General features: G+C 69.7%; 19 protein-coding genes. 3 read left to right on the plus strand and 16 right to left on the minus strand.

All coding sequences use genetic code 11. The features are described from left to right. Window positions 1–99 precede the first annotated feature (99 nt). Window positions 100–654 carry a ferritin gene (locus ACZ7PG_RS17020; protein WP_470239980.1) on the plus strand — a complete coding sequence of 185 codons (555 nt, stop codon included), beginning with the start codon at window positions 100–102 and terminating at the stop codon, window positions 652–654. Between the two features lie 81 nt (window positions 655–735). Here ACZ7PG_RS17020 and ACZ7PG_RS17025 read toward each other — a convergent pair whose 3' ends face one another. The 4 genes from ACZ7PG_RS17025 to ACZ7PG_RS17040 form a co-directional block, all read right to left on the minus strand. Beyond that, a complete protein-coding gene (locus ACZ7PG_RS17025) occupies window positions 736–1560 on the minus strand; it encodes a hypothetical protein (RefSeq protein ID WP_470239981.1) in 825 nt (274 codons plus the stop codon). Next, entirely contained in the window at window positions 1557–2069 is a 513-nt protein-coding gene (locus ACZ7PG_RS17030; protein WP_470239982.1) for a SigE family RNA polymerase sigma factor, read from the minus strand. The genes ACZ7PG_RS17025 and ACZ7PG_RS17030 overlap by 4 nt, the downstream gene beginning before the upstream one ends. A gap of 210 nt (window positions 2070–2279) precedes the next feature. Beyond that, window positions 2280–2633, minus strand: a complete 354-nt coding sequence (locus tag ACZ7PG_RS17035; protein WP_470239983.1) for a DUF952 domain-containing protein — start codon at window positions 2631–2633, stop codon at window positions 2280–2282. Between the two features lie 198 nt (window positions 2634–2831). Continuing rightward, on the minus strand, window positions 2832–3713 hold the full coding sequence (locus tag ACZ7PG_RS17040) for a DUF5926 family protein (protein WP_470239984.1): 882 nt from the start codon (window positions 3711–3713) through the stop codon (window positions 2832–2834). 53 nt (window positions 3714–3766) lie between these two features. Here ACZ7PG_RS17040 and ACZ7PG_RS17045 point away from each other — a divergent pair, with 53 nt between their 5' ends. Next, the gene (locus tag ACZ7PG_RS17045; protein WP_470239985.1) at window positions 3767–4933 is read left to right on the plus strand and encodes a cytochrome P450; all 1167 of its coding nucleotides are present in this window, start codon (window positions 3767–3769) and stop codon (window positions 4931–4933) included. Between the two features lie 90 nt (window positions 4934–5023). Here the strand turns inward: ACZ7PG_RS17045 and mca are convergent, their stop codons facing one another. Together mca and ACZ7PG_RS17055 are read right to left on the minus strand one after the other, a co-directional pair. After that, complete coding sequence (gene mca, locus ACZ7PG_RS17050) at window positions 5024–5869, minus strand: mycothiol conjugate amidase Mca (RefSeq protein WP_470239986.1); 846 nt, start codon at window positions 5867–5869, stop codon at window positions 5024–5026. Next, window positions 5866–6954: a DHA2 family efflux MFS transporter permease subunit gene (locus ACZ7PG_RS17055; RefSeq protein ID WP_470239987.1), complete on the minus strand. Its 1089-nt coding sequence runs from the start codon at window positions 6952–6954 to the stop codon at window positions 5866–5868. Before ACZ7PG_RS17055 ends, mca begins: the two co-directional genes overlap by 4 nt. Before the next feature lie 94 nt (window positions 6955–7048). On the opposite strand from ACZ7PG_RS17055, the gene ACZ7PG_RS17060 reads away from it, so the two are divergent. Further along, window positions 7049–7639, plus strand: a complete 591-nt coding sequence (locus ACZ7PG_RS17060) for a TetR/AcrR family transcriptional regulator (RefSeq protein ID WP_470239988.1) — start codon at window positions 7049–7051, stop codon at window positions 7637–7639. Here ACZ7PG_RS17060 and ACZ7PG_RS17065 read toward each other — a convergent pair. From ACZ7PG_RS17065 to ACZ7PG_RS17110, 10 genes are all read right to left on the minus strand, one after another. Further along, a complete protein-coding gene (locus tag ACZ7PG_RS17065) occupies window positions 7636–8658 on the minus strand; it encodes a DUF4328 domain-containing protein (RefSeq protein ID WP_470239989.1) in 1023 nt (340 codons plus the stop codon). The genes ACZ7PG_RS17060 and ACZ7PG_RS17065 overlap by 4 nt on opposite strands. 2 nt (window positions 8659–8660) lie before the next feature. Then, on the minus strand, window positions 8661–9020 hold the full coding sequence (locus ACZ7PG_RS17070; RefSeq protein WP_470239990.1) for a rhodanese-like domain-containing protein: 360 nt from the start codon (window positions 9018–9020) through the stop codon (window positions 8661–8663). Between the two features lie 172 nt (window positions 9021–9192). After that, a complete protein-coding gene (locus ACZ7PG_RS17075) occupies window positions 9193–10821 on the minus strand; it encodes a solute symporter family protein (protein WP_470239991.1) in 1629 nt (542 codons plus the stop codon). Next, window positions 10818–11168: a DUF485 domain-containing protein gene (locus ACZ7PG_RS17080; RefSeq protein WP_470239992.1), complete on the minus strand. Its 351-nt coding sequence runs from the start codon at window positions 11166–11168 to the stop codon at window positions 10818–10820. Before ACZ7PG_RS17080 ends, ACZ7PG_RS17075 begins: the two co-directional genes overlap by 4 nt. 125 nt (window positions 11169–11293) lie before the next feature. Next, entirely contained in the window at window positions 11294–13084 is a 1791-nt protein-coding gene (locus ACZ7PG_RS17085) for a sodium/solute symporter (RefSeq protein ID WP_470239993.1), read from the minus strand. Window positions 13085–13114: 30 nt separating this feature from the next. After that, the gene (locus ACZ7PG_RS17090) at window positions 13115–13645 is read right to left on the minus strand and encodes a hypothetical protein (RefSeq protein WP_470239994.1); all 531 of its coding nucleotides are present in this window, start codon (window positions 13643–13645) and stop codon (window positions 13115–13117) included. A 13-nt stretch (window positions 13646–13658) separates the two neighbouring features. Then, a complete protein-coding gene (locus ACZ7PG_RS17095; RefSeq protein WP_284743317.1) occupies window positions 13659–14495 on the minus strand; it encodes a LytR/AlgR family response regulator transcription factor in 837 nt (278 codons plus the stop codon). Window positions 14496–14586: 91 nt separating this feature from the next. After that, window positions 14587–15984, minus strand: coding sequence for a carbohydrate-binding protein (locus tag ACZ7PG_RS17100; protein ID WP_470239995.1), 1398 nt, complete (start codon window positions 15982–15984; stop codon window positions 14587–14589). A gap of 172 nt (window positions 15985–16156) precedes the next feature. After that, complete coding sequence (locus tag ACZ7PG_RS17105; protein ID WP_470239996.1) at window positions 16157–17002, minus strand: S49 family peptidase; 846 nt, start codon at window positions 17000–17002, stop codon at window positions 16157–16159. A 19-nt stretch (window positions 17003–17021) separates the two neighbouring features. Further along, window positions 17022–18335 (minus strand): histidine kinase, encoded by a 1314-nt coding sequence (locus tag ACZ7PG_RS17110; RefSeq protein WP_470239997.1) that lies wholly within the window; start codon window positions 18333–18335, stop codon window positions 17022–17024. Between the last annotated feature and the right edge of the window lie 182 nt (window positions 18336–18517).

Below are 18517 nucleotides of genomic sequence, written 5' to 3' on the forward strand. Positions count from 1 at the left end.
TAAATTAGGGGAGTCTTCTTTAGGAATGGTAACCCTAATAGGGGAGAGATCACCACCCTCAAGTGGCATTTCCGCCAAACTTGATCTATTCTGAACTACATGGCCCTCACCAAGAAAAAAGAGCCGCGCTCGAAGTTCTACGAACTGCTGCAGGCGCAGATCCACAACGAGTTCAACGCGTCCCAGCAGTACATCGCGCTCGCCGTGTGGTTCGACGCCGAGGACCTTCCGCAGCTGGCGAAGCACTTCTACAAGCAGTCGGTCGAAGAGCGCAACCACGCGATGGCGCTCGTGCAGTACATGCTCGACCGCGACCACCACGTCGAGATCCCCGGCACGGGTGAAGTGCGCAACGACTTCTCCGGCGTCACCGAGGTCATCGAACTCGCGCTCGCGCAGGAGAAGGACGTCGCCACCGACATCTCCGCCATGGCCAAGGCGGCGCGCGCCGAAGAGGACTACATCAGCGAGCAGTTCACGCAGTGGTTCCTCAAGGAGCAGGTCGAAGAGATCTCGCAGATGAGCACCCTGCTGAACGTCGTCAAGCGCGCGAACGGCAACCTGTTCGAGGTCGAGAACCACCTGCACCGCGAGTCCGTCGGCGACGGCGGCTCCGACTCGCAGATGCCGCCGGTGGCCGGCGGGGCACTCTGACTTTCCGGCTGCTGTCCCACCACACCGAAAACCCGGGCTCTCCCCCTGTGGACAGCCCGGGTTTTCGCATGCCGCCGGCGCTCAGCCGGCGCAGTCCTGGTTGACGCTCATGAGGCTGGTCTGCACGACCCCGGCGTCACCGAGCCGGAAGTGGTAGTCGGCGGCGGCGGTGGCCGGGGCGACGACGCCACCCGATTCGTCCCTCGCCGCGGGATAGGTCGCGAGCACCTGCTCCTTGGTCGAGCCGGCGCCGACGCCCTCGGCGGTGTGCGCCACCTGGTTCGGGGTGACGACCGTGAGCCCGACCGCCTTCGAGACGACGACTGTCGCGGCCGACGGCACCCCGCTGCCCTGCGCGGTGTAGACGGTGCAGCCGCCGCCGGTCTGCGCGTCGGTGAGCGTGACGCCCTGCGCCGCGAGCTGGGTCTCGGACATGCCGAGCTTGATGGTGCCGAAGCCGTCCGAACCGAGCAGCGGCCCGCTCAGCACGGGCGGCAGCTTCGACGGCGACTGAGCCGACGGCGGCCGCGAAGCCCTCGACGTCGACGAGGCCGGCGGTGCCGAGATCTCGATGTCCTGGGTGCTGGTCGGCCCCGGAACCGAGGTCTGGGGCTGCCGCCCGGCCGTGAGGTTCTCGGGCGGCTTGACGCTGATCGAAGATCCGTCGGCGGACATCACCGCGGTGCCGTCCTCGGCGTGCAGGCGCACCATGGTGAGCCCACCCGAGACGGCCACCACGGCCGCCGCGACACCGGTCACGGCCAAGACGCCCTGACGACGGCGGCGACGCCGTCGCGCACCGGCGACGATGGTCGTGCCGGCCTCCGGTGGCGGCGGCAAGTCCAGCCGCTCGTCGGCGAACAGCTCACGCAGGCGCTGCTCCAGCTCGTCCTCGGAGATGTTCAACCCGCGTCACTCCCTTCGCCTTGGATGTCGGCGGCTGTCAGTTTCATGCGCAGCGAGGCGATCGCCTTGCTGGCCTGGCTCTTGACGGTGCCCTGCGTGACGCCGAGGGCGCCGGCGATCTCCGCTTCCGAGAGACCTTCGTAGTAACGCAAGACCATGACGGCCCGTTGTCTCGGCGGCAGCGTTCGTAACGCGCGCCACAGCGGCTCGTGCTCGAACGGGTCGTCCGGCACGTGCGGGCTGGTGTCCGGCAGATCGGCCACCAGGTTCTCGCGGCGCGTGCGGCGCCAGCGGCTGACGTGCGCGTTCGCCATCGACCGGCGGACGTAGGCGAGCGGGTCGCCCGTCTTCTCGTGCACGTAGGTCCAGCGCGAACCGATCTTCTCCAGCACGGTCTGCACCAGGTCGGCCGCGTCGTGCGGGTTGCCGGTGAGCGCGTGGCCGTACCGCAGCAGCCCCGGCAGGGTGGCCTGCACGAAGTCGCCGAAGTCGACCAACTCACCCGGCAACGTCGCGGCCCTCCCTCGGCCTGCGCTGGTCACCCAGGTATCTCCCCCGGTGAAGACGGGTGCCGCAGCGGTCACCGTATCGCCTCCCATCGGGGTCGGATAGCCAGAAGCCGAGTCGCTTTCCCCCTGAACACGCATCACAGCCCCCTCAGGTTGCCCGCGTTCCCGCTCCGGTTCTTGGCCGTCCGGGCGGGTGATGAATTGTGCACGTCAGCGGTGCGCGAGCGAGTCCGGCAGGCGGAAGCCGCCACCGTTCGCTTCGCCGAATTCGTGCACGCCGACGACTGCCGAGCGCGGAATCGGGCCGTAGACGTGCGGAAACCACACGCCGGCCGGGTGCGGCGGTTCGCCGTCCTCCCACCGGACGTCGACGCCGAGCTTGGCCGGATCGATCTCGAGCAGCACCAGATCGGTGCGGCCCCGGTAGAGCGCGTTGGCCGGCAGGTGCGCCGTGCCGAAGTCGGAACAGTGGACGAACCCGACTTCCCCCAGTGAAGACGGCCGGTACTCGCCGCCTTCGCCCACTTCGGCCCAGTCGGCCGCCCCGCAGATGTGGAGTATCACGCGGTGAATCGTCCCACCACGACGTTCCGGCGGCGGTGTCTCGTGCGCCACATAAGGCCTGGTTGAACGCTCACCGAGCAGTTTCCGGTCACCGGGACGCACCGGCGGTCCGGTGCTTTCCGACGGCGGCCGGGCGATCCGACAAGACCGCCGCCGAGCGCTCGGCTCGGCGGCGGTTCTGTCGTTACGAGCGCGTGGTCAGCGCAGGGTGAGCTGCCGGCCGATGAGGCCGTCGCGGGCACGACGCTCGGCCGCGTTGAGCGGTTCGGCGTCGAGGGACTTCAGGGCCGTCTCGAGGCGGGCGCCGAGGGCGTCCTTAGCCTCCGCCCACTCGCGGGCGTGGGCCTCCGCGTCGAGGTCCCAGACCGGGACCAGCAGACCGTGCGCGCGGAACGAACCGGCGTAGCGGGAACCCTCGCCGAGGCCGAGCTCGCCGGCCGCGGACAGCCGGGCCAGCGCCTGGAGCAGCAGGTTCTCCGGCTCGGGACGCACCCAGCGCAGGTGCGCCTTCTCGCCGGCGAGAACCCAGTACGCGCCGTGGCCGAGACGCTCGGTCGGCATGATCGCGGCGTTCGCGCGCTCGAGGGACACCGCGACGTCGCCCGTCGCGTCCGCGTCCTCCGGCAGCCACCAAGCGAAGTCCTTGTGGAGCGTGACGTCGAGCTCGGCGCCCGGCGTCAGCAGGTCCTGGAGGCGGGCGTGCTCGTCGGCGGACGGCGGGGTCGTCGTGTCCGGCACGCCGAGGACGTCGCCCTCCTTGGCGTCGAGCAGCCACTTCAGCGAGCGGCCGAGGTCGCGGCTGATGTCGGAGGAGCGGGTCTGCACCTGCAGGCCGAGGTACCGCTCGCCGTCCGAGCGGACGAACGCGGCCGCGGCCATCGGCAGCACGGTGCCGAGGGTGACGTCGCCGCCGTCGGCGAGGGTCAGCTTGGCCGTCGCGGACGGCACGAACTCGCGCAGCGCGATCAGCTCGGGCTCCGCCGCCAGTCCCTCGAACGGCTGGCCGACGAAGACGTCGCGCACCTTCGGCTTGCGGTCCGTCGCCTGCTTGGGACCCTTCTTGCGCGCGCCCTTGCCCACTGCTGCCTCCTCTGGCTCGGCTTTGAACGCTATCGAAGGGTTAGTCTCGCGACGTGTTCGACCCCCGCGATCCCGCGTTCCTGGAAGACCCGTACCCGGCGTTCGCCGCACTGCGCGAGCAGGGCGACGTCCATTTCCACGACGGCCTCGGCCTCGCCATAGCGGTGTCGCACGCCGCGTCGTCGGCGGTGCTGCGGCATCGCGGCCTGGGCCGGATCTGGCAGAACGCCCAGCCGCTCGAACGGTTCGCGTCGTTCAACCTGCTGCACCGCAACTCGCTGCTGGAGAACGAGCCGCCGGCCCACACCCGCCTGCGCCGCCTGATCGCGGGCGCGTTCGGCCGCGGCCACGTCCAGCGGCTGCGTCCGATGGTCGCCAAGCTCGCCGACCGGATGGTCGACGACCTCGCGGCCGCGATCGCCACCGACGGCAGCGCCGACCTGCTGGAACACCTGGCCCAGCCCCTGCCGGTCGCGGTGATCGCCGAGCTGCTGGGCGTCCCGGGCGCCGACGGTCCGCGGATGGTCGAGCTGTCCAACGCGATCGTCAAGATGTACGAGTTCGGCCTGCCCGACGAAGGACGCGACGCCGCCGAGCGGGCAGCCGCCGAGTTCGTCGAGTACGTCCGATCGGTGGCTTCGGCCCGCGCCGAAGCCCTGGGCGACGACATCATCAGCGACCTCCTGCGCAGCGAGCTGACCCCGGACGAGCTGGTCGCGACCGCGGTGCTGCTGCTGATGGCCGGCCACGAGGCGACGGTCAACGTCCTCGGCAACGGCATCACGGCGCTGCTCACCCACCGGGACCAGTGGGAGCGGCTACTGGCGGCTCCTTCCTTGTTGGATTCGTGCGTCGAGGAACTGATCCGGTTCGACGCGCCATTGCAGCTGTTCGAGCGGACGGCGACCGAGGACGTGTCGATCTGCGGACACGTCGTCCCGCAGGGCGGGAAGATCGGGGCGTTGCTGGGCGCCGCGGCCCGCGACCCGAAGGTGTTCGACGCGCCGGACACCCTCGACATCGGACGGACGCCGAACGCACACCTCGGCTTCGGCCTCGGGATCCACTACTGCGTGGGGGCTCCTCTCGCTCGGGTGGAGATCGCCGCGGCGTTGAGTGCGTTGGCCGCGAAGTTGCCGGGGTTGCGTCTCGCCGAGGCTCCGCGGCGGCGGCCCGAGTTCGTGATCCGGGGGCTGCGGGAGCTTCGCGTCACGGTGTGACCCGGGTCTGGGGCGGATCTCGCGTGCTTGAAGGGGCATCACGTGTGATTGGGGAGGCATCACGCGTGATTGGAGGGGCGACACGGGGGTTCATGCGGTTACTCCGGTGAAGAGGTCGTCTTCTTGGTCGGCGGGTGGCGTGGGATGGGCCAGGTGGTAGTCCTCGTGGGGCCAGGCTTGGCGTTCGATTTCGCGTGAGTGGGCGAAAAACGGGTGGGCTGGGTCGACCTGGGTTTGGTGGGACAGAAGGGCCTGGTCGCGGGTGGCGAAGTACTGCTCGCAGCGGATTCGGGTTGTGACGGGCGCGGCCGGCTCGAGCGGGAGTTCCGCCAGGACGTCCGTCATCGCGGACTTCTCGCCGGCGGCGAGGGTCGCGTCGTGGATCGCTTGGAACCATGCTCGGCTCAGGGTTGCTTGGTAGTACAGCTTTTGTGGACGCCACGGCTCGCCGGTGCCGGGATAGCGGGTGGGGTCGGCGGCCGCGGTGAACGCTTCGAGCGTGACCTCGTGGGTGCGGATGTGGTCCGGGTGGGGGTAGCCGCCGGTTTCGTCGTACGTGATCACCACGTGTGGGCGGAACTCTCGGATCAGCGCCACCAAAGGGGCGGCCGCTTGCGAGAGCGGGAGGGCGGCGAAGCAGCCGTCGGGTAGGGATTCGCCTTCGCTGGGCAGGCCGGAGTCGACCAGGCCGAGGAAACGCTGACGGACGCCCAGGATTCCCGCCGCGGCGGCCATCTCGCGGCGGCGGACTGCCGGGAGGTCGGCGCGGTTCTCGGGGGTGTCCGCGGCCGGGTTGAGGATGTCGCCGCGTTCGCCGCCGGTGCAAGTGGCGACCAGGACGTCGACGCCTTCGAACGCGTAGCGGGCGAGAGTGGCCGCGCCCTTGCTGGACTCGTCGTCCGGGTGGGCGTGGACGCTTAGGAGGCGGAAGGTCATCGGATGCTCCTTCGGGGAAAGAAAGCCGCGGGAGGCGCCGCAGACGTGAGTGAGTTGTGGAGGATCGCTGCCAGGAGGGCTGTGCCCAGGGAACCGCCGACTCGGTTGATCACGTTGAACGCGCTGGCCGCTCGCGGGATCCGGGAACGCGCCAGGGAGCCGTACAGCGTTGTCATTCCTGGGGCCGTCGCTGCGCCCGCCTCCCACGGGCTCGCATGCTCCACCTGCTCGCAGTACAGCGGCAGCAGCAACATCGAGCTGTACAGCGACGCGCCCAGCAGGAAAGTGCTGATCGAAGCCACTGAGAAACCCTTGTCCCGGAACAGCTTCAGGTCGAGCACCGGTGACGGCGTCCGGGACGCGTGGACGCCGTACGCCACCAGCAGCACCGCTCCGGCCACCCCGGCGCCGGCCACCCCCTCGGCCAGGCCGTAGACGAACGCAGCCAGGCCCGGGGAAAGCAGCAGAATCCCGCGGACGTCCAGTGGCGAGCAAGCGCCGGAAGGCGGCCGAGCCGGGAGCAACCGGCGGGCGACCACGAACGTCGCCAGGCCCAGCGGGACGACGCCGAAGAACATCCAACGCCAGCCGAAGTCCGCGCCCAGTGCGCCGCCGAGCAGCGGGCCCAGTACCGGGGCCACCGTGGCCGGCAGCGTGATCACCCCGATCATGCGCCCCAGCGCCGGGCCGGCCGCGTGCGCGAACACCGCCTGCCCGACCGGCTGCATCAGTCCGCCGCCCAGGCCGTGGAGCACCCGGAACGCGATCAGCGCCGGCGCCGACCAGGCGAAGCCGCACAGCAGCGTGCCCGCCATGAAGATCGCCACCGCCCCCAGCCACACCGCGCGGCCGCCGAAGCGGTCGGTCAGCCAGCCCGACAGCGGGATCGCCGCCGACGCCGCGAGCAGGTACGCGCTCGCCACCCACTGCACCGTCGTGACCGGGCTGCCCAGATCACGGGCGATCGAGTCGATCCCGACGGTCACGATCGTCGCGTCGAGGATCGACAGCACCGCGCCCATGATCAGGACGCCGCCGAGCTTCCACAACGCCGCGTCGGGACGGGCTACCGCCGTCGTCACCATCCACCCCCCAGGAGATTAGGTCGAACCTCAGATTAGGTCCGACCCACTCATTGGGTCAAGCACAAACTTGGGTCCGACCCAGTAGGGTGACGGCATGAGCGAGGGACTCCGTGCCCAGAAGAAGCACGAGACCAGGAAGACCATCTCGGACGTGGCGACGAAGCTGTTCATCCGCGAAGGCTTCGAGGACGTGACGATCGCGGAGATCGCCACCGAGGCGCGGGTCGCCAAGATGACCGTGACGAACCACTTCCCGCGGAAGGAAGACCTGGTCTTCGACATCCGCGCGGACTTCACGTCCTGGCCGGCCACCCTGGTCCGCGACAGCGTCTTCCACGACACCCGCGAGCTCTACTTCGAGGCGCTGGGCGCCGAGCACGCGCTGGTCGGCTTCTCGGACCCGGGCTTCGTGCGGATGATCAAGGACAGCCAGATCCTGACGAACGCCCTGCACGAGATGCACCGTGAGCGCGAGGCCGCCCTCACGCACCTGCTGATCAAGCGCCACCCCGAGCAGGGTCTCGAGCCGGTGCTGGCGGCCGCCCACCTCGCGACCGTGCTGCGTGTGCTCTTCCAGGAGGTCTTCGACCGGACTCTCGAGGATGAGAAGGCGATCGCCGACGCGGTGTGGCCCGCCGCCGAACTGGCCTTCGACCAGCTGGAACCGGTGCTCGGCCGGTACTAGCGAGCCGCGCCGGAAGGCCGGGCGGTGCGCAGTTCGGGCTCCGGAGCGCCGGCCACCTTCAGCACACGCATCGAGCGCACGGCGCGCGCGTCCGACGGTGCCAGCAGCGCCGAGAACCGGCGCACGACCAGGGCCGTCGCCACGGCCAGGAAGGCCGCCGCCAAGTCGGTCACCGCGACCAGGACGACGCTGTCGGCCATCGACTGGACGTCGTCGCGGAAGCGCCAGACGATCGTCAGGCCCAGCAGCACCCAGTTCAGCAGCCAGGCGCCCCACCACACGAGCACCTGCCGCGACGGCTTCGGGCGGACGTCACGCGGGCGGCCCAGCACCGCGTGCTCCAGCTCGCCGACGATGGACAGCGCCATCGGCAGGTTCGCCAGCGGCACGAGGATGCCGACCAGCACCTGCCACACCGGGCGCGGTGGGTCGTCGCCCGAGACGTCCGCCGCCGCGCTGCGGGCGACCAGCAGCCACCAGAGCGACAGGCCGGCGGGCAGCAGCGCGAGGATCGCGGCCAGCAGGCCCGCCGTCAGCACGAAGCCGTCCGAGAACGCCACCACCGAGCGGTTCAGCGCCGACTCACGCCCCTGGACCAGCAGCACATACCGCCAGATCTCCGCGCCGGCGGCAACGACGGAGAGGACGGCGAACGCGAAGAGGACGCCGATCAGGCTCCGGCCGAGCACCGGCATCCGGTCGATCGGGCGGACCTCGTCCGACGCCGTGCCGGGCACCGACGTCGGGCGGCGCCAGACCAGGTTGGGGAAGCCCCAGCGCGGGGGCACCGGGTACGACGGCGGCCCGTAGTACCGCTCGGGCGGCGTGACGCGGCGACGCGGCCAGGCGCCCGGAGGCGGGGACGCCACCCAGCGCAGCTTCGGCCGGTGCGAGGGACGGCGGTGGTACGGGTACGGCTCCGGCTGGGCCGCCAGCGTCCGGCCCTGCAGCTGCTGGGCGTTCGGCGGCGGGGTCTGGCGCGGCCAGTACCCGGGAGGCGGAGGCGGACCCGGCTGCAAGGCTAGATCACTTCGGGTTCGATGCCGGGGTGCTCACTGACCATCGGCCGGCCTTCGCGCTGCCACGCGCCCATGCCGCCGGCGACGTTCACCGCGTCCCAGCCGCTCTGGTTGAGCCACGCGGCCGCCCGGGCGGACCGGCCGCCGCTGCGGCAGATCACGTGGATCGGCTGGTCGTCGGGCAGGTCGGACAGCTCGCCGACGCGGACGGGCAGCTCCCCCATCGGGATGTGCACCGCGCCGGGCGCGTGCCCGGCGGCCCACTCGTCGTCTTCGCGGACGTCGAGCAGCACGAGGCCGTCCTTGGGCAGGTCGCGGACCTCGGCGGTCGGCAGTTCAGCAGGGCTCACCACGATCTCCATGCTGCCATGCCGGGGCGTTGCCCGCGCGTGAGGTGGACGGACGGCCGTGCGGAACGGGGCATCACGCGTGACTGGGGAGGCATCACGCGTGATTGGAGGGGCATCACGCGTGATTGAGGGGTCGACACGGCGAAGGGCCCTCCCGCGAACGCGAGAGGGCCCTTCGGCCGAGCTAGTGCGTGACGGCCTTTTCGGCGCCCGCGCCGGTCAGCGCGCGCACCTCCATCTCCGCGTACTTCTTCGGGTTGCGCTCCTTCGACAGGACCGTGCCGAGCCAGCCGAGCAGGAACGCCGCCGGGATCGAGACCAGGCCCGGGTTGTCCAGCGGGAACCAGTGGAAGTCGACGCCCTGGATCATCGACGCGCTCTTGCCCGTCTTCGCGTCCACCGGCTTGCCCGAGACCGCCGGAGAGAAGACGATCAGGACGATCGTGACGACCAGGCCGCCGTAGATCGACCACAGCGCGCCCTGGGTGTTGAACCGCTTCCAGAACAGCGAATACAGGATCGTCGGCAGGTTCGCCGACGCCGCCACCGCGAACGCCAGCGCCACCAGGAACGCGACGTTCTGGCTCTTCGCCAGGATGCCGCCGGCGATGGCCAGCGCCCCGATCACCAGCGCCGTGATCCGGGCGACGCGGACCTCGCCGCCGGTCGAGACCTGGCCCTTCTTGATCACGCTCGCGTAGACGTCGTGCGCGAAGGACGCGGACGCCGTGATCGTCAGGCCGGCGACTACCGCGAGGATCGTCGCGAACGCGACCGCGGAGATGAACCCGAGCAGCACCGGGCCGCCCAGTTCCAAAGCGAGCAGCGGGGCCGCCGAGTTCGTCGTGCCCGGGGCCTTCGAGATCTTGTCCGGCCCGACGAGCGCGCCCGCGCCGTAGCCGAGCACCAGCGTGAACAGGTAGAACACGCCGATCAGCACGATCGCCCAGACGACCGAGCGACGCGCGTCGCGAGCGGTCGGGACCGTGTAGAAGCGCATCAGGACGTGCGGCAGACCCGCCGTGCCGAGCACCAGCGCGATGCCGAGCGACAGGAAGTCGAGCTTCGTCGTGCCCGTCTTGCCGTACTGCTTACCCGGGTCGAGCAGCGCCGCGCCGCCCTTGCCGCCCTTGTCGACGGCGGCCTGGAACAGGTCGGACAGGTTGAAGCCGTACTTGCCGAGCACCCACAGCGTCATCGCGAACGCGCCGACGATCAGCAGCGCCGCCTTGATGATCTGCACCCAGGTGGTGCCCTTCATGCCGCCGATCAAGACGTACAGGATCATGATCACGCCGACGACGGCGATCACGATGTCCTGCCCCGCCTCGCCCGAGATGCCGAGCAGCAGGTTGACCAGGCCACCGGCGCCCGCCATCTGCGCGAGCAGGTAGAAGAACGACACGATCAGCGTCGAAACCGCCGCGGCCGCGCGCACCGGCGTCTGCTTCATGCGGAACGCGAGGACGTCGCCCATCGTGAACTTGCCGGTGTTGCGCAGCAGTTCCGCGACCAGCAGCAGCGCGACGAGCCACGCGACCAGGAAACCGACCGAATAGAGGAAACCGTCGTACCCGTTGACAGCGATCGCGCCCGCGATGCCGAGGAACGACGCCGCCGAAAGGTAGTCGCCGGAAATCGCGATGCCGTTCTGCGGTCCGGTGAAGGCCCGGCCGGCGGCGTAGTAGTCCGATGCCGTCTTCGTGTTCCGGCTGGCCCGGAACACGATCACCAGCGTGATCGCGACGAAGACCAGGAAGATGATGATGTTGAGGGTGGAATTGCTGCCCTCGACTCCCGCGGCGACGTTCACTTGCGCGGCTCCCCTTCGATCTCGGCGCGGATCCCGTCGGCGACCGGGTCGAGCTTCCGGCCGGCGTAGCGCACGTACAGGCCGGTGATGACGAACGTCGAGACGAACTGCAGCAGGCCGAACACCAGCCCGACGTTGATGTTGCCGACCAGCTTGGTGCTCATGAACGCGTGCGCGTAGTCGGCGAGGAGCACGTACAGCAGGTACCAAAGCAGGAACAGCGCGGTCATCGGGAACACGAACACCCGCAACCGGCGGCGCAGGTCCGTGAATTCGGGACTCCCCTGGATGCTCTCCCAGTCGGTCTGCGGCTCCGCGCCACCGACGTCGTGTTCGGTGCTGCTCACAGCGGATCTCCACCTTCCGTTTTTTCGTACTGGCCGTACTGGTAGAAACCAACGGAACGTATGGGTCAACTGTGTAGTTCGTAATCCCTCTATCGGGTAATACTTTATTACTGGCTGTCAGCGCATTACTTGCGGTGCCTACCCCGGCCGGCGATTCGCGTCTTTTCTTCGGCTTGTCCGAATCGCGCGACCGCCCTGTCCCGCATGAAACCGAGCGGATCGGGCGCGTGCAGCCGCAGCATGATGTCGTGCACGTGGTCCGGGCGCCCGTACCCGGTCGCGCGGCTGACGAAGTACGTCGTCACGAAGGCGACGGGCACGGTGATCAGCGCCGGCTGGTTGACGAACCACGGCGCCCAGCCGCCGGTGTAGCCGCTCACGACGTTGACGATCAGTGCGGCCAGCACGAGACCGCCGCCGACGAACATCCCGGCCAGCGCACCCGGCCAGGACAGCTTGCGCCACCAGATCCCCAGCACCAGCAACGGGCTGAACGTCGACGCGGCGAGCGCGAACGTCAGCCCGATCGACAGCGAGATGTCCTCCGGCCGCAGCGCGACCGCCAGCCCGATCGGGAACAGCGCGACCAGCCCGGTCGCGACGCGGAAGTCGCGGACCCGGCCGGGCAGCAGGTCGGTCGAGACCACCCCGGCGACGCTGACCAGCAGCCCGGACGTGCTGGACAGGAACGCGGCGAACGCGCCCGCGGCGGTCACCGCGCCGAGGATCTGACCGCCGACCCCCGGCAGCATCGCCGAGGGCAACCGCAGGATCGCCGCGTCCGTCTTGCCGGTGACCAGCAGCTCCGGGACGTACATCCGGGACAGCGCGCCCAGCAGCGTCGGGAACAGGTAGAACAGGCCGAGCAGCAGCAGGACGTGCACGGTGGTGCGGCGCGCGGCCTTGCCGTCGGGGTTGGTGTAGAAGCGGACCAGCACGTGCGGCAGGCCCATCGTGCCGAGGAACGTCGCGAACATCAGCGAGTACGTCTGGAGCAGGTCGGTGAGGCTGCCCGACCCCGGGTGCAGCCAGTTCGTGTTGTCCGCGACGGAGTCGGTGACCACCGGGACCGGCGTGCCGGCCAGGAACTTCAGCGTGGTGCCTTCGGACACCGTGTGCGGGGCCAGCGGGGTCCAGTGCGTCGGCCCGGCGGCCGGGCCGTTGTCGGTGCGACCGTAGGCCCAGAGGTAGGTGTCGCTGCGGACGTGCAGGGTGACGTCGGTCTGGACGTCCACTGTGGTGTCGCCGGTGAACACCGGCGGCGCGGCCGCACCGAGCGGGCGGAAGCCGTCCGGGCCGCCACCGGCGAAGAAGACCATGCACAGCACGAACGCGGGCACCGAGATCGCGAACAGCTTGAGCCAGTACTGGAAGGCCTGGACCACGGTGATCGCGCGCATGCCGCCGGCGATCACGTTGAACGCCACCACGATCATCACCGCGATCGCGCCGGTCCAGACGGGCACCGGCAGGATCGTCGCCAGCGTCAGGCCGGCGCCCTGCAGCTGCGGGACCATGTAGAGGATCCCGATGAACACGACGAACGCCGTCGAGAACCGGCGGAGGCCCTTCGAGCCGAGCCGCATTTCGACGAAGTCGGGCAGCGTGTACGCGCCGGAGCGCCGCAGCGGTGCCGCGACGAAGAGCATCAGCGCGAGGTAGCCCGCGGTGAAGCCGATCGGGAACCACAGCGCGTCGGCGCCGTCCTTGAGCACGATCCCCGCGATGCCGAGGAACGACGCCGCGGACAGGTACTCACCGGAGATCGCGGCGGCGTTGCGGCGGGACCGCACGGTCCGCCGGGCGACCAGGAAGTCGTGCGTGCTCGTGGCCGAACGCGAAGAGCGGTGACCGAGGAAGAACGTCACCACGGCGACCAGCACGATGCCGGTCAAGGCCCACGGGTTCAGCTGCACGGGGGAATCCTCGCACGAGTCAGTGCGAAACTAATTTTCGATCATGTCCACGAACGCGCGTTCATTGCGTTCGGCCAAGCGGTTGTACCAGATGCCGACGCCGAACAGGAACGGGAACGGGAGGACACCGAGGATCAGCCAGGCCACCGGGATGCCGGCCAGGCTCAGCCGGGAGAACCCCGGAACCAGGTAGAACAGCACAGGCAGCGAGCCGAACACCACCACGACGAGGCCGGCCAGCAGCAGCGCCGTCCGCAGCTGGACCTTCACCAGGTGGTCCTTCACGAGCAGCTTTCCCCAGCTGGTCTGCTCCTCCAGCTCGACGCGGGCGCGCAGGCTGCTGCTGCCGCGACGCTGGTCGTTGAGGATCACCCGTTCCCGCTTGGGCCTGGCGTGGTGATCCGGTTTCGGCGCCGGCTCGTCCTCCGGCGGCGGCGGGAGCGGCTCGACGACGGCCTGGTCCGTCGGCTGCGGCAACGGCTGCTGGCGGACGCGCCGGCCGAGCGTCGGATCGGGCTCTCGCACGCCGTTCGCGCGGCGATCGTAGAAGTCGTCGGTCATGACCGGGCCCTGGTCAACCGTTCCGGCCCGAGCCGACCAGCCGGTCCTTCAGCGCGCGCGTGTGCCGCCGGCTGACCGGCAGCACCTTCTCCTCGTTGCCGATCACGACCTGGTAGCCGCCCTGGCCCATGCGCAGCTCGGTGATGAGCGGCAGCGCGACCAGGAACGACCGGTGGATCCGGACGAAGCCGGCTTTTTCCCAGCGTTCTTCGAGCTGGGCCAGCGGGATGCGGACCAGGTGGCTGCCTTCGGTGGTGAACAACCGCGCGTAGTCGCCCTGCGCCTCGACCCAGCGGACCGAGGAGCGCGGGATGAGCTTGGTGGTGCCGGCCAGCTCGACCGGGATGACCTCGTCGTCGTTCTTCACGCCCGGCTCGCCGCCCAGCGCACCGGGCGCGGGCGCCGCGGCGGAGGCCAGCTTCTCGATCACGCGCGAGATCGCGCGGTCGAGGCGGTCCTGCTGGTACGGCTTCAGCACGTAGTCGAGCGCGCCGAGGTCGAACGCGTTGACCGCCTCCTCGGCGTGCCCGGTGACGAACACCAGCGCGGGCGAGGGACGTAGCGCCGCGAACACGCGCGACATCTCCATGCCGGACAACCCGGGCATGTCGATGTCGGCGAAGACCGCGTCGACGATCGGCAGGCCACGCTCCTTGCGGTCGCGTAGCCTCGGGTCGTCGGTGGACAGCAGCCGCAGCGCCTCCGACGCGTCGATCGCCGGGAACACCTTCGCCACGTGGGGGCTGTTGCGCAGGCAGTGGACTAGTTCGTCCAGACCTCGAGGCTCGTCGTCCACAGCCAGGACCACGAGCTTCCGGGTGTCATCGTGAGCACTCACAGTGAAACGCATCCTGCCCATTGCCGAGTGCAATGTCCAGCCCCCGTCTGCCTGAAGTGGCGGGACCCCGCTGGTGACGCCGCCACCAGCGGGGTCCCTCGTCTCAATGCACGAACGTGAACCAGTTGAGGTTCACGAAGTCGGCGGGCTGGCCGCTGGTGAAGGTCACGTACACGTTGTGCACGCCGGTCACCCCGCTGACGTTCGCCGGGACGGTCCGCCAGCTCTGCCAGCCGCCCGTGTTCGCGACGGCGAAGCTGCCGATCGGGGCGTTGGACAGGCTGTCCAGCCGGACCTCGACCAGGCCGCTGACCCCGCCGGCGGCACCGGACGCCACGCGCGCCTGGAAGTTCGTCGCCGCACTGCTTCCGAAGTCGACGCCGGGGTAGAGCGCCCAGTCGCCGTTGCCGGCCGGGCCGATGTTCTGGCCGCCGCCGGTGTCCGTGGTCGTCTGCTTGGCCAGGCCGTTCTGCTGGCTGTAGGACTCGGCCTGGATGGTGCTGTACGCGCTGCCGCCGCCGTTCCCGGGCGGGGTCGTGGTGGTGGTCGGCGGCGTCGTGGTCCCGCCTCCGCCACCGCCGCGAGTGGTGACCGTCACGTAGTCGACGACCATCGGGCGGCCCGGCACGATCCCCGCTCCCGGCGTGGTGGTGCCGGAGTTGTTGTTGGGGAAGGCGCCGCCGATCGCCACGTTCAGCAGCACGAAGTAGCCCTGGTGGGTGGTCATGTTCGCCCACGTGGTCGCGTCGACCTGGTTCTGGCTCACGGAGTGGAACTGCTGCCCGTCGACGAACCAGCGGAACACCTGCGGGCTGACGCTCGCGTCCCATTCGAAGCGGTAGGTGTGGAAGGCCGACTGGCAGCTGCTGCCGGGGCAGGCGCGGTTGGCGACGATGCCGGTGGTCTCGTTGCACGGGCCGCCGGGGTTGACGCCGCAGTGCAGGACGCCCCAGACGGAGTTGATCCCGTTGACGTTCTCCATGATGTCGAACTCGCCGACGGCGGGCCAGTTCCACCAGTTGCCGCGGTAGGGGCCGCCGAGGGCCCAGAACGCCGGCCAGTAGCCGAGCGCGGCCGCGCCGGTGACGTTCGGCATCTGGATCCGGCTTTCGATCCGCATCACGCCGCCGGCCGGGGGCTTGAAGTCGGTGCGCTGGGTTTCGATCCGCGCCGACGTCCAGTTGCCGGAGCCGTCGCGCAACGGCGTGATGCGGAGGTTGCCGGCGCCGTCCTGGGCGAGGTTGGCCGTGCTCGACGTGTAGTTCTGGATCTCGCCGGTGCCCCAGTTTCCGGGGCCGCCGGGGTAGGCGTGACCGGTGTCGATGATCCAGTTCGACCCCGACGGCAAGGTGTTCGCGCCGCCGGTGAAGTCGTCAGCGAAGACCGTCGTCCAGCCCGAATCGGGCGGCGGGATGGACGCGGCGGCGGGCATGGTCAGGGGGACCGCGATGAGCGCGGCGCCGAGCACGGCACCGATGGCGAATCTTCGGGAGTGGGGCATCGGGTACGACCTCCTCGTCGTCCGGATTTGTTGCCGATCGCAACAAAGCCCGTTCACAAGGACACCCGACGCCCCACGTCAACTCCAGAGGCGTTACGCGGGAAGAGTGATACAGGTCACAAAGTCTGCCCGGAAGTACTCAAACCGGACAGTGAAACCAAAGATGGTGGTCTCAGAGCCCGAAGCGGGACCACGCCGCCTTCTGCGTCACCGCGTCCAGGACCGCCGACGCCGCGGCCGGTGCTCCGATGCCGAGGCGGGCGAGCAGGGCCTTCTTCGGCTCCGCGACCGAGATGTCGGCGTCCGGGTAACGCTCGGTGATGATCTGGCGGAGGCTGCCCACGCCGTCGATCAGGCCGAGCTCCTGCGCCTTCGCGCCGAGCCAGACGTCGCCGGTGAAGAGGTCCTCGGTGTCGGTCAGCCGGTCGCCGCGGCGCTCCTTGACCCAGCTCACGAACAAGTCGTGGAGCTGCGAGTGCATCTTCTTCAGCCACTCGACGTCTTCGGGCTTCTCCGGCGAGAACGGGTCGAGGCGCGACTTGTTCGCGCCCGCCGTGTGCAGGCGCCGCTCGATGCCGAAGCGTTCCAGCAGCCCGGTGAAGCCGAAGCCGCCGCTGATCACGCCGATCGAGCCGACCATCGACGTCCGGTGCGCGTAGATCTCGTCGGCCGCGCAGGCCAGCCAGTACCCGCCCGAGGCGGCGACGTCCTCGCAGAACGCCAGTACCGGCACGCCCTTCTCGTCGGCCAGCTGCCGGATCCGCTCCGCGACCAGCCCGGACTGCGTCGGCGCACCACCCGGCGAGTTGATCAGCAGCGCGACCGCCTTCAGCCGCTCGTGGCCGAACGCCCTGGTCAGCGCCGTCTCGACGGTGGCGAGGTTGATCGCGCCCCTGGCCAGTGGGGACGGCGACGGCGTGATCACGCCGTGCAGCTTCACCACGGCCACGACGTCCTTGCGCTCCACGCGGTCGGCGAGCACCGGGATCCGCGAAGCCAGCTTGTCCGTAACGCTCATAACGCCAGGCTAGCCGGATTCAGCCCATGGGGAGGATGCCGGAGCGCGTGCCGTTGACGCCGTTCACCTCGGCGCCGTTGAGCTGGGCCGGACCGCCCTGCGACGGGACCTCGGCGTCTTCGGAGCTGTAGTCCGGCATGTTCGGCCGGACGCCGGGGACGAACTTCGGCACCCGCAGCGTCACCTTCATGCCGGCGCCGGGCGCGGTCTCGACCATGACCGCGTAGTCGTTGCCGAAGACCTGCTGCATGCGCTGGCTGATGTTGCCGAGCCCGACGTGCGCGCCGGTGCTGTGCGCGTTCTTGACGTCCTTCAGCCGGCGCGGGTCCATGCCGATCCCGTCGTCCTCGACGCTGATCAGCGCCTCGGTGCCGTGGTCCTGCGCGATCACCGTGACGCAGCCGCCGCTGGGCTTGCTGGCCAGGCCGTGCTTGACCGCGTTCTCGACGAGCGGCTGGATGATCAGGAACGGCACGACGACGCTGAGCACCTCGGGCGCGATCTTCATCCGCACCTCGAGCCGGCCGCCGAAGCGGGCGTTCTCGATGGTCAGGTAGCGGTCGATGTTGCGCAGCTCCTCGGCGAGCGAGGTGAACATGCCCGACGAGCGGAACGAGTAGCGCGTGAAGTCGGCGAAGTCCTGAAGCAGCTCTCGCGCCTCTTCGGGGTCCGTGCGGATCAGCGCGGAGATCGTGTTGAGCGCGTTGTAGACGAAGTGCGGCGAGATCTGCGCGCGCAGCGCCTTGATCTCGGCCTGCTGGAGCTGCTGCTTCGACTCGTCGAGCCGGGACAGCTCGAACTGCGTGCAGACGAACTGGGCGACGGCGTCGGCCATCTGCACCAGCCGCCCGCGGGTGCGGCCGACGACGATCAGCGCCGCCTCGGTCTCGCCCTCGACCAGCAGCGGCACGATGACGGCGGTCTTCATCCGGCAGGTGCCGCGGTGGTTGCACGGCATCCGGTCGTGCGCGACGACCTCGCGGCGGTGCTTGCGGATGGCCGCGCCGATCGCTTCGACGAGGTCGACGTAGTGCTCGTTCGCCTCGCCGTCCCAGGACAGCAGCGTGCCCTCGCTGTCGGTGATGCCGACGGCGACGCAGTCGAGCATCTGCAGCAGCTGGGTGGTGATCTTGTCGGCGGCGTCCTCGTCCAGGCCCGAGCGCAGGTTCGGCGCGGCCTTCGACATCCGGTGGACGGCCTGCAGCATGGCGTCTTCCACCACGCTCGCCGGCTTGCGCTGCTTGACGAGCAGAATGACCACCACGACGCCGAGCAGCGCCGCGACCCCCCAGGGGACGACCTGCGCAAGCGGAAACCCGGACACGGCGTCCATGCTCTGCGCTCGACCAACCGGGTGCAAGGCCTGATCCCACTTTCTGTCCAACTGTGATGACCGAGGGTTGAGGTGACCCTACTAAGAGTCGGTTGACCGGCCTGCCGATCACTATCCGCAACACGCGGGAGGGGCGTCCTGTTCCACCGGATCCGGGGAAAGTGCCAGGCAGAGGGCGGTTT

This window comes from Amycolatopsis sp. NPDC114504 (assembly GCF_055633595.1).

Coding starts and splice junctions, on each gene's coding strand:
- ACZ7PG_RS17020 (WP_470239980.1), top strand. CDS start 100: ATGGCCCTCACCAAGAAAAAAGAGCCGCGCTCGAAGTTCTACGAACTG.
- mca (WP_470239986.1), bottom strand. CDS start 5,869: ATGACCTTCCGCCTCCTAAGCGTCCACGCCCACCCGGACGACGAGTCC.
- ACZ7PG_RS17055 (WP_470239987.1), bottom strand. CDS start 6,954: ATGGTGACGACGGCGGTAGCCCGTCCCGACGCGGCGTTGTGGAAGCTC.
- ACZ7PG_RS17060 (WP_470239988.1), top strand. CDS start 7,049: ATGAGCGAGGGACTCCGTGCCCAGAAGAAGCACGAGACCAGGAAGACC.
- ACZ7PG_RS17070 (WP_470239990.1), bottom strand. CDS start 9,020: ATGGAGATCGTGGTGAGCCCTGCTGAACTGCCGACCGCCGAGGTCCGC.
- ACZ7PG_RS17090 (WP_470239994.1), bottom strand. CDS start 13,645: ATGACCGACGACTTCTACGATCGCCGCGCGAACGGCGTGCGAGAGCCC.
- ACZ7PG_RS17095 (WP_284743317.1), bottom strand. CDS start 14,495: ATGCGTTTCACTGTGAGTGCTCACGATGACACCCGGAAGCTCGTGGTC.
- ACZ7PG_RS17100 (WP_470239995.1), bottom strand. CDS start 15,984: ATGCCCCACTCCCGAAGATTCGCCATCGGTGCCGTGCTCGGCGCCGCG.
- ACZ7PG_RS17105 (WP_470239996.1), bottom strand. CDS start 17,002: ATGAGCGTTACGGACAAGCTGGCTTCGCGGATCCCGGTGCTCGCCGAC.
- ACZ7PG_RS17110 (WP_470239997.1), bottom strand. CDS start 18,335: ATGGACGCCGTGTCCGGGTTTCCGCTTGCGCAGGTCGTCCCCTGGGGG.